Source organism: Streptomyces sp. NPDC046881, assembly GCF_040645015.1.
In the GTDB taxonomy this organism is placed as follows: Bacteria; Actinomycetota; Actinomycetes; order Streptomycetales; family Streptomycetaceae; genus Streptomyces.
The window spans coordinates 1-13,411 of record NZ_JBEYXJ010000025.1 but is presented as its reverse complement, the minus strand read 5'-3'; the positions used below and the strand labels follow the sequence as shown (position 1 = coordinate 13,411).

13 protein-coding genes are annotated in these 13,411 nt (G+C 71.7%); 5 read left to right on the top strand and 8 right to left on the bottom strand.

The features are described from left to right. Positions 1-36: 36 nt before the first annotated feature. Positions 37-2,385, bottom strand: a complete 2,349-nt coding sequence (locus ABZ923_RS15005; RefSeq protein ID WP_361471006.1) for an FtsX-like permease family protein — start codon at positions 2,383-2,385, stop codon at positions 37-39. After that, complete coding sequence (locus ABZ923_RS15000; RefSeq protein ID WP_361471005.1) at positions 2,382-3,101, bottom strand: ABC transporter ATP-binding protein; 720 nt, start codon at positions 3,099-3,101, stop codon at positions 2,382-2,384. The genes ABZ923_RS15005 and ABZ923_RS15000 overlap by 4 nt, the downstream gene beginning before the upstream one ends. A 215-nt stretch (positions 3,102-3,316) precedes the next feature. Here ABZ923_RS15000 and ABZ923_RS14995 point away from each other — a divergent pair, with 215 nt between their 5' ends. From ABZ923_RS14995 to ABZ923_RS14985, 3 genes are all read left to right on the top strand, one after another. Then, positions 3,317-4,621, top strand: coding sequence for a histidine kinase (locus tag ABZ923_RS14995; RefSeq protein ID WP_361471003.1), 1,305 nt, complete (start codon positions 3,317-3,319; stop codon positions 4,619-4,621). Next, positions 4,618-5,364, top strand: a complete 747-nt coding sequence (locus ABZ923_RS14990) for a response regulator transcription factor (RefSeq protein WP_361471001.1) — start codon at positions 4,618-4,620, stop codon at positions 5,362-5,364. Before ABZ923_RS14995 ends, ABZ923_RS14990 begins: the two co-directional genes overlap by 4 nt. A 326-nt stretch (positions 5,365-5,690) precedes the next feature. Further along, positions 5,691-6,377: a triacylglycerol lipase gene (locus ABZ923_RS14985; protein ID WP_361470999.1), complete on the top strand. Its 687-nt coding sequence runs from the start codon at positions 5,691-5,693 to the stop codon at positions 6,375-6,377. Between the two features lie 629 nt (positions 6,378-7,006). Here ABZ923_RS14985 and ABZ923_RS14980 read toward each other — a convergent pair. Together ABZ923_RS14980 and ABZ923_RS14975 are read right to left on the bottom strand one after the other, a co-directional pair. Beyond that, positions 7,007-8,248 carry an FAD-dependent monooxygenase gene (locus tag ABZ923_RS14980; RefSeq protein WP_361470997.1) on the bottom strand — a complete coding sequence of 414 codons (1,242 nt, stop codon included), beginning with the start codon at positions 8,246-8,248 and terminating at the stop codon, positions 7,007-7,009. Between the two features lie 18 nt (positions 8,249-8,266). Next, positions 8,267-9,079 (bottom strand): alpha/beta fold hydrolase, encoded by an 813-nt coding sequence (locus ABZ923_RS14975; protein ID WP_361471115.1) that lies wholly within the window; start codon positions 9,077-9,079, stop codon positions 8,267-8,269. A 118-nt stretch (positions 9,080-9,197) separates the two neighbouring features. On the opposite strand from ABZ923_RS14975, the gene ABZ923_RS14970 reads away from it, so the two are divergent. Beyond that, positions 9,198-10,055: a helix-turn-helix domain-containing protein gene (locus tag ABZ923_RS14970; RefSeq protein WP_361470995.1), complete on the top strand. Its 858-nt coding sequence runs from the start codon at positions 9,198-9,200 to the stop codon at positions 10,053-10,055. 180 nt (positions 10,056-10,235) lie between these two features. On the opposite strand, the gene ABZ923_RS14965 is transcribed toward ABZ923_RS14970, so the two are convergent. The 3 genes from ABZ923_RS14965 to ABZ923_RS14955 form a co-directional block, all read right to left on the bottom strand. Continuing rightward, the gene (locus ABZ923_RS14965; RefSeq protein ID WP_361470993.1) at positions 10,236-10,457 is read right to left on the bottom strand and encodes a helix-turn-helix transcriptional regulator; all 222 of its coding nucleotides are present in this window, start codon (positions 10,455-10,457) and stop codon (positions 10,236-10,238) included. Continuing rightward, positions 10,457-10,948: a DUF2975 domain-containing protein gene (locus ABZ923_RS14960; RefSeq protein ID WP_127832935.1), complete on the bottom strand. Its 492-nt coding sequence runs from the start codon at positions 10,946-10,948 to the stop codon at positions 10,457-10,459. The genes ABZ923_RS14965 and ABZ923_RS14960 overlap by 1 nt, the downstream gene beginning before the upstream one ends. A gap of 145 nt (positions 10,949-11,093) precedes the next feature. Continuing rightward, positions 11,094-11,516, bottom strand: coding sequence for a hypothetical protein (locus ABZ923_RS14955; RefSeq protein WP_361470991.1), 423 nt, complete (start codon positions 11,514-11,516; stop codon positions 11,094-11,096). Between the two features lie 68 nt (positions 11,517-11,584). Between ABZ923_RS14955 and ABZ923_RS14950 the strand changes: the two genes are divergently transcribed. After that, positions 11,585-12,208, top strand: coding sequence for a TetR/AcrR family transcriptional regulator (locus ABZ923_RS14950; protein ID WP_361470990.1), 624 nt, complete (start codon positions 11,585-11,587; stop codon positions 12,206-12,208). 72 nt (positions 12,209-12,280) lie between these two features. On the opposite strand, the gene ABZ923_RS14945 is transcribed toward ABZ923_RS14950, so the two are convergent. After that, positions 12,281-13,411, bottom strand: a 1,131-nt coding sequence (locus ABZ923_RS14945) for an NAD(P)/FAD-dependent oxidoreductase (RefSeq protein ID WP_361470988.1), incomplete at its 5' end; no start/stop codon positions are given.

Below are 13,411 nucleotides of genomic sequence, written 5' to 3'. Positions count from 1 at the left end.
GCGCCCCGCGTCGGTCGCAGGGCACCGACCGACCTCTTACTCGGTGCGCAGGGCCGTGGCGGTACGGGCCCTGGCCGCCCAGCCGGCGGGCAGGAGCGCACCCAGGATGGCGATGAGCAGGCCGCCGAGTGCCAGGGGGAGCAGTTCGGCCACGTGGTAGACGGCGAGGACGGAACCGGGGAGGCGGAGTCCCACGCTGTCGCCCATCGCGGGGATGACCCAGCCGTGCAGGGCCACACCGAGCGGCACGCCCACAGCGCCCGCGACGAGCCCGGTCAGGACGACCGAGGTGAGGACCATCGCGACGGTCTGCCGGGGGGTCATGCCGAGCGCCTTGTGGACCCCGATCTCCCGGACGCGCTCGCGGGTGTCGAGCAGCACGCCTTTGAGCACGCCGAGCGCGGCGACGGCGACGAGCATCAGCGTGAGGATCGCGGAGAGCGCGTTGAGCGTGACGACCATGTCACCGCCGGCGTCGAGTCCGCCGGCCCGGGCGGTGACCCCCAGCGGTGCCAGATCCCGGTTCAGCGCATCGACGTAGCCGGTCACGTCGGTGCCCGACGCGACGTCGATGTGATGGCTCGTCTCCGTCAGGTCGGGACGTGCGGCCGTGAGGGTCGAGACGTCGGTGAAGACCTGCATGCCGTCGTTGCGGGGGTCGAGGACCTCGCCGACGATCCGGACCGCGACCGGCTCGGCCAGGCCGTTCAGGGTGACGGTGTCGCCGATGCGGGTGCCGGTGGCCACGAGGAAGGGCGTCGGGACCACGGCCTCGGAGGGCTTGTCGATCCAGCGGCCCGAGACCATCGTGTAGCCGCCCCAGGAGGCGTCGCCGGTGAAGGCGATCACGTCGATGGTGCCGGTCAGGCCGGACACGGTCGCCCGAACCGTCGAGGCGCTGTAGTACTTCCCGGTTCCGGCGGCGGCCTCGATGGTCCGGGCGACGGCGCCGGGATCGGGCTCGGGTCGCTTCTCGGGGCCGGAGCCTCGGGGTCCGATGTCCGGCAGGGGTGCGGGCACGACGACATCGGCGGCATCGTGGGCCTTGGCCTTCATCACCTGGCCGAGCGAGTCGCCCATCCCGACGGTGAACGTGACAGCGATGGCGCCGAACAGGATCGCCGTGCCCATGGCCAGCGTACGGGCGGGCCGTGCGAACGGCCGGGCCAGGCCCAGGGCGACCGGCTGCGGCAGCGGCAGCCGTCCGGCCAGGCGGGCCGCCCACCGGCCGCGTCCCGCCGACGTGGTACGGCCGACGGCGAGCGCATCGACCGTACGCAGCCGCCCGGCCCGCCAGGCACTCGCCCACGCGGTCACCGCCACCAGGGCGAGTACCCCGGCGATCACCGCCAGATCGACCCAGGGGGCGATGGCCAGGGACGAGGTGCCGTAGGCCTCCTGGGTCTCGGCCAGTACGGGGACGGCGAGCAGGTGGCCGGCGAGGACACCGAGGGCCGTGCCGGCGGCCGCCGGGACCAGCGCCTGGCCCACGTAGGCCCGCACGACCTGGGCCGGGGTGAAGCCGACGGCCTTGAGGATGCCGATGCGGCGCGTTCCCGTGCCGACGGCGGACGCGACGACGTTGGCGACGATGAGCACCGACATGACGAGGCCCAGGGCCCCGAACGCGATGAGGAAGGGTACGTAGGGGGCGGTGTCGCGCTCGGCGGACTTCTTGACGGTGAGCCAGGACTGCCGGCCGACGGCGGTTCCCGGTGGCAGGGATTTTGTCACGGCTCGGGCGCCCGCGGTGATCTGTGCGGCGGTGTCTGCTGCGGTGAAGCGGTAGAGCATCTGGTAGCCGCCGCTGCCGGACGCGATGAGCGCCGGCATCTGGGACGGAACCACCCAGGCGTCGGCGGTCCGCGTGACCGAGCGGGCCACGCCGACCACCTGCAGTGTCGGACCGCCGGACGGACCGGGGAAGGCGACCTTCATGCCCAGGGCCGGTACGAGCGAGGAGTCGGCGGAGAGCACGATCTCACCCGGGTGCGCGGGCCACCGCCCTTCGAGCAGTGCCACCTCGTCCACGTCTCGGCCGGGATCACCCCGGCCGACCACGGTCATCGGCCAGTTGGGGCCCGCCCCGTCCGACCGCGGGGTGACCGTCGCCGTACGGAACGGCCCGGCCGCACTGCTCACCCCTTCGGCATCCTTGGACCTCGACAGCTGCCCGGCACTCGCCTTGCCCGCGTCGAACTGCACGGACAGATGTGCGCCGTGCTGCTTGGCGAAGGCGTCGTCGAAGGGCGCGTCGGACACCACGAGCAGCGATCCGCCGAGGGCGGAGGCGGCCACCGCCATCATCGTGGCGAGCCCGATCACCAGCGTCTGCACCCGGCGGCGTCCCACCCCGGAGCGCACCACTTTGCCGAGCGCGGTCATCGGACGGTCTCCGAGGCGACGACCCGCGACCCGACGTGCGACCGGGTGTCATCGGTGATCCGGCCGTCGGCGATCCGGACTGTTCGGTTCGTGCAGGACCGGGCCAGAGCCAGGTCGTGGGTGACCACGACGATGGTCTGTCCCTCGGCGTTGAGGCCGGTGAGCAGGTTGCTGACGTCCTGTCCGGCAGCCGTGTCCAGGGCCCCGGTCGGCTCGTCGGCCAGGAGCAGGGCCGGCCGGTTCATCAAGGCCCGGGCCACCGCGACGCGCTGCCGCTCGCCGCCGGACAGCCGCCCCGGGTAGGCGCGGGCGTGCCGGTCGATACCCAGCAGTTCCAGGACCTCCCCCGCACGACGGTCTGCCTCGCCATGTGCCATACCCGCGAGGCGCGCCGGCAGGACGACGTTGTCGGCGACGGTCAGATCGTCGAGGAGGTTGAAGAACTGGAAGACCATGCCGATCTTCGACCGCCGGTAGAGCGCCGATCCGGTTTCGCCCAACTGGTCCACCCGCACCCCGTCCACGGTGACCGTCCCCGTGTCGGGCCGGTCCAGGCCGGCGATCAGGTTGAGCAGCGTGGACTTGCCGCTGCCGGAAGGACCGAGGATCGCGACGGCCTCGCCGGGCTGCACGGTCAGCGACGCCTCGTGCAGAGCGGGCGGGCCGTCGTCGTACCGGCGGCTCACCCCGCGCAGTTCGATCAGCGGCATGGTCATGAAAGGCTCCTCGCGTACGGGCGGTTGGCTGGGTGAACGCTAGGAGCGGACCCGGCTCGCGCGCGTCGGCCGTCCGAACCCATTGCCGTACCGCGCCGGGACGAGCCCCGGGCGCGTCATCCCTGCGATGTAGGCGGGTGATGTATCCGGTGCGGTGGGAACGACCGCGGGGACGGAGTCCGAGGGCCGCGCGCGGCGGCGACAATGAACCGGTGATGGACGTACGTACGACGCTGGAGTCGCTGCGGGATGCCGCCCGCCGGACGGTCCGCGACGCCGGGCTTCCGAGCGGCCCGACGCTGCGGCCCAGCCGGCGCGCCTGGCGGTTCGACGTGCTGATGGCGCTGGCACTCGGCATCGTCACCGTCTACTACGGCATCGACAACGTCGACAACGTCGTGGTGCGTGAGATCGCGCCCGGCGTGGAGCGCGCGGTGCCGCGTCCCTCCGGCCCCGGCGGTCTGGCCCTCATGGTGACCCTTGCGGTCGTCGCCTCGGGCGCCCTGGCCCTGCGCCGCCGCTACCCGCTCGCCGTGCTGTGCATCGTGACGGCCGCGACGCTGGCGACGCCGCAGAGTGTGATGCGGCTGACCTTCTACGCGTTCGTCATCGCCGTGTACAGCGCCGCCGTGTACAGCCCGTACCGGGTGGCGACCCTGGCGGCGTTGCCGGCGTCGGTCGTCCTGGTCGGAACCTCGGGGAACTCGGTGACACCGATCGTCCCCAACGAGTACATCGCCCTGCTGATCCTGGTCCCGATGGCCGTGGCCGCCATCGGGCTGCGTACCTGGAAGCTCCGAACCGACGAGGGCCGCGCCCGGCTCACCGCCCTGGAACGCGAACAGGCCGAGGCGCTGCGGCGGGCCGTGGAGCACGAGCGGGCCAGGATCGCCCGCGAACTGCACGACGTCGTCACGCACAGCGTCAGCGTGATGATCATCCAGGCGGGGGCCGCCCGCAAGATCATGAAGGCCTCCCCCGAGCAGGCCGGCGAGGCGCTGCTCGCCGTCGAGGCGAGCGGGCGGGCGGCCATGACCGAGCTGCGCCACGTCATGGGACTGCTCACCATGGCCGACGAGGGCGAGGGGGCGGGCGGGGGCGCGGACCCGGCCGACCCGGCGGCGGAGCTGGCCCCACAGCCCGGCCTGGACCAGCTGGAAACGCTGGTCGGACGGGTCAGGGACACCGGACTGCGGGTCGACCTGACCGTGACCGGCCCGCCCCGTCCCCTCCCGCCCGGCCTTGAACTGGCCGCCTACCGCGTGGTCCAGGAAGCCCTGACCAACACCGTCAAGCACGCGTGTGGCGCCACCGCCGCCGTGACCGTCGAATACGGCCCGGAACGGCTCCGGGTGGAAGTCACGGACACCGGTGGACATCCGGGCACGGCCACCGGAAGCGGCCGGGGCCTGCTCGGCCTGCGCGAGCGCCTCGCCGTGTACGACGGCGTCCTGAACACCGGCCGGCGCCTGACCGGCGGCTACCGTGTGGAGGCCCTGATCCCCTTGGAGACACCGTGACCGAGCCACTGCGGGTGCTCCTCGCCGACGACCAGACCCTCGTCCGCACCGGTTTCCGGTTGATCCTCGGCGCCGACGGCATCGACGTCGTCGCCGAGGCGACCAACGGAACCGAGGCGGTCGAAGCGGTGGACCGTACACGTCCGGACGTGGTTCTGATGGACGTCCGGATGCCCGAGATGGACGGCCTGGAGGCCACCCGCCGGATCCTCACCGGTGCCCCCGGCGAACCCCGCGTCATCATTCTGACCACCTTCGACCTCGACCGATACGTCTACGCGGCCCTGTCCGCCGGCGCCAGTGGCTTCCTCCTCAAGGACGTCACCCCCGAGCAACTGACCGCGGCCGTCCGTACGGTCCGCACCGGCGACGCTCTCCTCGCGCCCGCCATCACCCGTCGGCTCGTCCAGCGTTTCGCGAGAGACGAACATCGGTACGGCGCCGCGGGCGGACATCCGCACGGCACCCAGCGCGGCAGTGACACCGCCTCACTCCACCGCGATCTCGCCCCGCTCACCCCGCGCGAGCTGGAAGTCCTCGGCCTGCTGGCCCGAGGGCTGAGCAACGCCGAACTCGCCGCCCGCCTGCACCTGGCCGAGACGACCGTCAAGACGCACGTCGCCCGCATCCTCGCCAAGCTCGGACTCCGTGACCGTGTCCAGGCCGTCATCGTCGCCTACGAGACGGGGTTGGTCAGCGCCGGCACAGGCGAGGCCGCCGAGGGGTTCGCCGAGCAGGCGTAGACCGGAGCCGAGACCTGGGAGCCCCCATTCCCCGCGGCGGCAGTAACTCGGCCGACGTGCTGAGGAGTTCCGGCCCTTCCCCGGTACACCACCCCGTCAAAAACAGGGTGCACGCCCCTTGACGGCTGATACCTACCGGTCAGTACGCTCACGCCACCCCGCAACGATCCCCCAGACCTCCCCCGGTGGCTGACGGCGTACCGGCCCGTCGGCCCGCCCCCGCACGCGCGCAGATACGGATCCCGCACTCCGGGAAACGCCGCGCGCAGTGCCCCTCAGACGCACCGTCGAGCGTCATTCCGAACCGCACTCCGTGAGGACCCTCCGTGAAGAGACCCCTCGTGTCCGCGGCCGTCGCCGCCGCTGCCCTTCTCGCCGTCCAGGCGACAGGTCCCGCCCGAGCTTCCAGCACCTCCTCTTTCCGCTCCACCAGCCATCCCATCCTCTTCGTGCACGGCTACAGCGGTACCGGCAGCAACTGGAACACCATGGCCAACCGCTTCATGGCCGACGGCTGGCCGTCCTCCTACCTGGCGCAGTGGACCTACGATTGGCATCAGTCGAACGCCACGACCGCCCAGCAGCTTTCCTCCGAGGTCGACCGTCTCCTCGCGGCTACCGGCGCCCCACAGGTGGACATCATCAGCCACTCCATGGGCGGGCTCTCCTCGCGCTACTACCTGAAGAACCTCGGGGGGACCTCCAAGGTCGACGCCTGGGTGTCGCTGGGAGGGCCGAACCACGGGACCGACAGCGCCAACAGCTGCTTCGACACGTCCTGCACCGAGATGCGCACCGGTTCGAGCTTCCTCACCGCGCTCGACTCCGGCGACGAGACGCCGGGCTCGCCCCGTTACGCGACCTGGTGGTCGCCCTGCGACACCGTGATCAACCCCGACAGTTCCGTCTCCCTGTCCGGCGCGACCAACACCCGGACCACCTGCCTCGGTCACACGGACCTGCTCATCGACGCGACGGTCTACGCCCAGACCCGGGACATGGTCAACCGATAAGCCGTCGTTGGCAGGGGGCAGGGCCTGTGTCCCGGTGGGATCGACGGCCGGCCCGGGCCGAGCCGGGCCGGCGCTACGCGAGCCAGAGCGAACCACGCCGATGCCATGCGGGCGGTACGTCCACCGTGTCCGCGGCATCGAGTGCGAGTGCGTCGGCGGTGGAATTCACCAGCTTCAGGAGCGTGCCCACTTGGGCACGCAGCCGCTGTCGCGCCCGGCGTTCCTCCGTTGCGGACCACTGGGCGACGGAGCGGTCCCGCGAGTGTCGGGCGAACGAGTAGACGTCCACCCTGCGGCGGACCAGGCGAGGCTGGGGCCTTCTGGCCTCCCGTGCGGCCTCGGTGAAGCTGCGTGCGCTGTACCTGAGGTCGTGGAGAACCACAGAATGCCAGGGGCTCCCCGATGAGGGCTCGTGTGCGCTCCGACTGTGCGAAGGGGAAAGGTGGTGGGCGGTGCGGGTCACGGGGCTCCGTTCGCAGCAACCGCCAGGTATCTCCTGGCGGGCTACCTGAAGCCTGTCGGCCCTGCCGAACGTGCGTTCTCCATGCGGGTAACCCTATCTCGCTCCTTCCGCGGGCAGGTTCGTTGCGCGTCTGCGGATCCGTTGCAGCCGCCCAGTACCCGCGTGCTCACTCCACCGCGAGACCACCCTGGCCTCCAGAGGCGGTGTGCGACGGCGGGTAGTCGTCGACGGTCACGGAGTCGTAGAGGCGTGCGCTTTTGGTGGTGAGGCGGACGAGGGCGCGGCTGGGACCCGCGGGCAGGGCGGAGATGAGGCGGGCGCCCTGGGCCAGTCCCCACACGCCGAGGGGTGAGGTGGGGATCAGGGTCTTCGCCGCGCTCAGCGCGACCGCGCGGCTGCCGTGCACGTATGGCGCCATCACGCGCTCGTAGGCGGGGAAAGCCCGCACGTGATCACCGCCCGCCCGGGCCAGCTCTCCGGCGAGGACGTACGCGCCGACGACGGCCAGGGTGGTGCTGCCGCCGACGGCCGGCCCAGGGCAGTAGCCGGCGTCGCCGACGAGCGTCACCCTCCCCTGCGACCAGGTGTCCATGTGGAGTTGGGTGATCGAGTCGAAGTAGAACGCCGGGGTGCGGTCGAGCTCGTCCAGCCAGCGGTCGACGCGGGCGTGCATGCCGGCGAACGCACCGCGCAGCAAGCCCTTCTGCCGGTGCACGTCACGGTGGTGGTAGTCGAGTTCGCGCTCGCTGCGGAACAGGAACAGCGCTCGCGCGGCGTCGAGGTGCCGCGCGCCGTACATGCCGGCGGTGCGGCCGACGCCGACGTGCATGAGGAGTTCGCCGTCGAGGTCGGAGACGTTCGGCAGGGTCAGCACCCCGAGGTAGGCACCGATGAAGGCTTTGCAGCGGGGCTCCGCGTCGAAGACGAGGCGGCGCACGTTGGAGTGCAGGCCGTCCGCGCCGACGACGAGGTCGAAACGGCGCGGTGCGGCGTTCTCGAACCGCACCTCGCCGTCGGGTGGGATCGCGGTGATCGAGTCACCGAAGACGTACTCGACGTCGTCGCGTGTGGCGTCGTGGTAGATCTCGCTCAGGTCGTCGCGCATGATCTCGACGTGCCGGTCGGAGGTGGCGCCGAAGATCTTGGACAGGTCCGCCCGGACGGGCCGCCGGGCGCCCTCCCGGTAGACGGTCATCCGGTTCGTGCCGGTGGCCCGCTCCTCGACACGCGGGAGCACGCCCATCTTCTCGGAGATGTTCACCGCGGGCCGGAACAGGTCGACCGCGTGGCCGCCGGTCCTGCGCAGAGCCGGCGCGCGCTCGACGACGGTGACCGAGAAGCCGTGCCTGGTCAGCCAGTAGGCCAGCACCGGACCGGCGATGCCGGCACCGGAGACGAGAATCCGCATGGCGCCCCTCCCTTCCATTCAGTCCCTCCGTACGGCGTGGCTCGCGGTGAAGGCCAGCAGGGGGGTGGCGGTCCGCGGCGGGTCCTCGAGCAGGGGCGAGTGCCCGAGACCGGGCAGCAACTCGATCTCCACGCCCGGAACGGCGCGGTAGTCGAAGGCGGATGAGGATCGCCATCTGCGGTCGTCCTCGCCGAAGACCACCAGGAGCGGCTTGCCCAGGACCGCCAGCCGATCCGGCAGCGCCCGCTGCTCCAGGTAGGAACGCGTGGCCCCCATCGACGCGGTGAGCGAGTGGTGGGTCATACCGCGCACGTCGTCCAGGAGTTCCGCTGGGATCCGGTAGCCCGCGCGGCTGAAACCCGTACGCGCGAACCGCCGGATCTGTTCGTCGGACGGCGGCCACTGCGCGGGGGCGATCGCGGCGGACTCCGGTGCGATGAGGGCGCCCAGGCTGGGTCCGGTGTTGATGAACACGAGCGCGGTCACCAGTTCCGGCCGCTCTTCGGCCAGGGCGGTGGCGACCGCGCCGCCGCTGGAATGACCGACGGCCACGGCGTGTTCGACGCCGAGGCGGTCCAGTACCGCTCCGGCTCGACGTGCCTGGCACGGGAGCGCGTAGCTGCGGTCGGCCGGTTTGGCCGACCGGCCGTGCCCGAGCAGGTCGATCCGGATGACGTGGTGAGACCCCGTCAGCAGCGGAACCAGCGGGTCCCACGAGCGGGTCGAGGACGCGGACCCGTGGACGAGCAGGAGTGCGGGGGCGTCGCGGGGGCCGTCCTGGCACACGTGGATGTCGCCGTCGTCCAGCGACATGGTCGAACTCCCGGTCATCGCAACGTCGTTCACGGACGAATCGCCGTCAGAAACAGTCATGGGCCCACTGTGACCGCCGGTACCGCCGGTGGATTGGACGAATGTTCCCGTCAGCCGGCTCACGTAGCATGGGAGGGTGCACACGTTCCTGCACGGTGCGGCTGAGTGGGACGTCGCATGCCCTCAGCGGCCCAGCCGGGTGCCCGGTCTCGGCATGGCCGGGTTCCGTGTCCGTGAGCTGGACGCGCTCCGCATGGTCCCGCACCCGGCCGTGACGCTGGTCCTCGAGTTCGGCGCCGGTTCGCCCGTCCTCGACTGTGCCGGGCGGCAGCAGCGGGGCAGCCTCGTCGCGGGGCCCGGGCTCGGGTCCGGTGGCGCGGTCCGGGCTCGGGGAGTGAACGTCGAGTGCGTACAGGTGCGCCTGTCCCCGGTGATCGCACGCGCGGTTCTGGGCGCCTCCCCCGCCGACCTCGACGGTGCCGTCGTGTCGCTGGGCGACCTGTGGGGCCGGGAGGCGTCACGGATCCGCGAGCGACTCGGCGAGGTCTCGTCCTGGCAGGACCGCTTCGCGTTGACGGACGCGCTGCTCGCCCGCCGGCACGAGGCGGGGCCGCCGGTGGACCCGGAGGTGGCCTGGGCGTGGCACCGGATCGTCGTCAGCCGTGGGCTGATCCGGGTCGACGGGCTCGCGGCCGAGGTCGGGTGGAGCCGTAAGCGCCTGTGGTCCCGGTTCCGGTCGCAGCTCGGGCTGCCGCCCAAGCGCGCCGTGAAGCTGGTCCGCTTCGACCATGCCGCCCACCGCCTGGTCGCGGGTGAGCACGCGGCCCGAGTCGCGGCCGACACCGGCTACGCCGACCAGTCCCACCTGCACCGGGACGTCATGGCGTTCACCGGGGTGACCCCCGCGACGGTGGCCGGCGAGCCGTTTCTCGTCGTCGACGACATCGCATGGCCCAGCCTCGGAACGACCGACATGCCTCACCGCTCCAGATAGTTCCAGCTCGGTCGCCATCCAGGACTTGTCCGGCCGATCATGCGACCGGTACGGACGGCGGGGCATCGGTGATCCACTCACCCACCGCCAGCAGGGAGGTCGCTCCGGCCAGAACCGCGCACGCGGTCAACGCAAGCGCCGCCACCAGAGCGTGCCGTACGCCGCGCGGACGCGAGGCGTTCATTCGTCCGCGGTGTCCTCGGTCTCCCAGCGCAGCAGGTCGCCTGGCTGGCAGTTGAGCACCTCGCAGAGGGCGGCGAGCGTGGTGAAGCGCACCGCCTTGGCGCGGCCGTTCTTGAGTACCGCCAGGTTGGCGGGCGTGATCCCTACGCGGTTCGCGAGGTCGCCCACGGACATCTTCCGCCTGGCCAGCATCACGTCGATGTCGACGACGATCGGCATCAGATCACCTCGTCCAACTCGGCCTGCATCTGCGCCGCTTCGACGTCGCGCGCGACGGCCTGGGCGAGCAGCATCCGCAGCACGAGCACGATGAGCGCGACCCCCAGGATGGCCACGCCGACCCCGCCCATGATGAGGGTGACGCCCGGGTCGTCCCGCTGGCCCGGCGCATTGAGTGCCGTGACCGCGAACCACACGAGGGCAGCCGCGACGATCGCGCCGATCACGATGTCCACGTACCGGAAGGCGGCGTGGGAGAACACGGTTCCGCGTCGCACCATCGACACCAGCCGCCATACGCAGACCACGGCGACCTGGACCGAGACCATGCCCAGGATCGTGATCACGCGCAGCGGGGTCAGCGGAAGCGACCCGTCCTCCGGATCGCTCCCGGTGACCAACGCCCACACCATCCCGGCCTGTACGAACACGGTGCCGGCGAGCATCACCACGAGCACGGCGCGCAGCGCACCCACTGTCAGCTTTCCCATGGCCCATCCTTACATCGAGTTACGATGGGAATCTATCGAATCTCGATAGGTGAAGCAAGGGCCGCGTTCAGATGGAGCTTGCCGGTGAACCCGCCGCGTGGGACAAGTCCAGGGGCGGGACTGCTTCGGTCCATCGGAGGAGCCGTCAGTGGGCGGGGGCCTCTGTGGTGTCCGATGCCGGCTGCGTCGGAGTGGCGGCTGTCAGCAGCGCGGCGAACATGACGGGGGCGGCCGCCTGGTAGCCGATCCACAGTTCACCCCCGGCGCTGCTGCCCCGCCACGCCATCAGGAGGCCGACGAGGGCCGCCAGCACCCAGCCGCTGTCGTAGCCGACCATGAGCTGCGTGTACGTGCGCATCGACCGGCTGCGGGTGTACCCGAGTTCGATGGCACCGCCGATCAGCAGGGCCACGCCCGAGACGACCATCAGCCAGACGGGCACGCCGAGCAACCGGCCGAGCGGGGCGGCGCCGGCGACGTAGACGGCGGCGAGCAGCACCTTGAAGGCGCCGTCGGCGATGGCGCCCACCGTTCGGCGGGTCACCCGCGGTGTCGCGATCTGGGCCATGAGTACTCCCCCTTGAAGCTCTCCGGCTGGTTCCGTAATGAGATTACGGCAATAATCAAACTATGAGAATGACGAGAGCGGAAGCCAAGGAACGCAACCGCCGCGCCCTGCTGGACGCCGCGTTCCAGGTCGTTTCCCGGGACGGGTACCGGGCCAGGCTCGAGGAGATCGCCGAACGCGCCGAGCTGACCACCGGCGCCATCTACTCACTGTTCGGGAGCAAGAACGGGCTGGTGGTCGCCCTCGTCGCCGACTACCTGCGGCCGTACTACGAAGAGTTCGAGCAGGCGGTTCCGGCTGAACTGGATCTGCTCGAAGCGGTGGACGCCTTCGCCCGGTACTACCGGCGTAGTTGCGACGCCCCCGACGCGCGGTCCGGCCTGTCACTCCAGATCACCTTGCTGGACATGGCCCTGCACGACCCGGACCTGGGGGCTCGGCTCGCCGCGTCGGTCCGAGCGCAGGAGAGCCACCTCGTCGCGCTGTTCACCGGAAGGGCGCACCGCGGGGGCGTCGTGACGGAACATCAGGCGCAGCGTCTGACCACCGCGCTCAGGGCACTGTTCGTCGGTCTCAGCCAGGGCGTCACCCTCGGCCTCGCCCAGGGCGCGGACGAGCAGTTCTTCGCCGACACGGCCCGCGCGCTGGTATCCGACATGACCCTCGTCGATCACGACGCGGAAGCTTCCTGACCGCCGGTGAAGGCGAGGCGACAGGCGTCCAGGTCGAGTTGCCGACGGCCGGCAGCCGGCTGCACAGCGAGGTCAACACATCGGTCGGCCCAGGTACCGCAGTGCGGAGCGGGCGGCGTTCGCCCCGCACATGCCGTGCACCCCCGCACCAGGCGGGGTGGCCGCCGAGCACAGGTACACGCCGGGGATGCCGGTGCCGTAGGGATCCGGAGCCGCCCGGGGGCGCAGTACGACCTGCCGGGCGGAGTTGGCACCACCGACGATGTCACCGCCGACGAAGTTCGCGTCGTAGCGGGCGAGTTCGGCGGTCGAGCGCACCGAGATCGCCCTGATCCGCTCCCGGACGCCGGGTGCGAACCGCTCGATCTGGCGCAGTACCGCTTCGGTTGCGTCACCCGGGTGGCCGTGCGGGACGTGTGCGTAGGCCCAGATGGGGTGGATGTCGCCGCGGGAGCGGCCGGGGTCGGCGAGGTACTGCTGGCCGACCAGGACGAACGGGCGCTCGGGCAGCCGCCCGGCGGCGGTCTGCGCCTCCGTGCGGACGATCTCCTCCAGGGTGCCGCCCAGGTGCACGGTGCCCGCCCGGCGGCACGCCTCATGGGTCCACGGGATGCCGCCCTGGACGGCGAGGTCCACCTTGAACGCCGCCGGGCCGTGCCGCCAGCCGCGGTAGGCCCGGCGTACCCGGCCGGGCAGCCGGTCGCCGCAGATGCGCGCCGCGGCGCCGGGCGTGGTGTCCAGCATGACGATCCTGGCAGGGGCGAGTTCGGCGAGGGTCTCCACCCGCACCCCCGTCTCGATGGTCCCGCCCAGCTCGGCGAGCAGAGCGGCCAGCGCATCGGTGATGGTCCGCGACCCGCCACGGGCGACCGGCCAGCCGAAGCGGTGGGCGGCGCCGACGAGCATCAGCCCGACCGCGGAACTGGCCGGCCCGGTCAGCGAATACATCAGATGTGCCGCCGCCCCGGCGAACAGCGCCCTGGCTTCCTCGGTGCGCCAGCGCCGGGCCACCGCCGTGGCCGGCCGCAGCGCCCGGAGTCCGAAGCGGGCCAGCGTCACCGGGTGGGCGGGCAGGCGGGGCACGGGGCGCAGCACGTCCTCGGTGAGCGCGTCGAAGTCGTCGGCCAGCGGGGCGAACAGCCGCTCCCAGGCCGGGCCGTCGACGCCCAGGCCCTGCACGGTCCGCTCCAGGGAGCGCACGAG

What these genes read in the sequence shown, in the direction of transcription:
- ABZ923_RS15005 (WP_361471006.1), bottom strand. Translation starts at nt 2,385, where the DNA reads ATGACCGCGCTCGGCAAAGTGGTGCGCTCCGGGGTGGGACGCCGCCGG.
- ABZ923_RS15000 (WP_361471005.1), bottom strand. Translation starts at nt 3,101, where the DNA reads ATGACCATGCCGCTGATCGAACTGCGCGGGGTGAGCCGCCGGTACGAC.
- ABZ923_RS14995 (WP_361471003.1), top strand. Translation starts at nt 3,317, where the DNA reads ATGGACGTACGTACGACGCTGGAGTCGCTGCGGGATGCCGCCCGCCGG.
- ABZ923_RS14980 (WP_361470997.1), bottom strand. Translation starts at nt 8,248, where the DNA reads ATGCGGATTCTCGTCTCCGGTGCCGGCATCGCCGGTCCGGTGCTGGCC.
- ABZ923_RS14975 (WP_361471115.1), bottom strand. Translation starts at nt 9,079, where the DNA reads ATGACCGGGAGTTCGACCATGTCGCTGGACGACGGCGACATCCACGTG.
- ABZ923_RS14965 (WP_361470993.1), bottom strand. Translation starts at nt 10,457, where the DNA reads ATGCCGATCGTCGTCGACATCGACGTGATGCTGGCCAGGCGGAAGATG.
- ABZ923_RS14960 (WP_127832935.1), bottom strand. Translation starts at nt 10,948, where the DNA reads ATGGGAAAGCTGACAGTGGGTGCGCTGCGCGCCGTGCTCGTGGTGATG.
- ABZ923_RS14955 (WP_361470991.1), bottom strand. Translation starts at nt 11,516, where the DNA reads ATGGCCCAGATCGCGACACCGCGGGTGACCCGCCGAACGGTGGGCGCC.
- ABZ923_RS14950 (WP_361470990.1), top strand. Translation starts at nt 11,585, where the DNA reads ATGACGAGAGCGGAAGCCAAGGAACGCAACCGCCGCGCCCTGCTGGAC.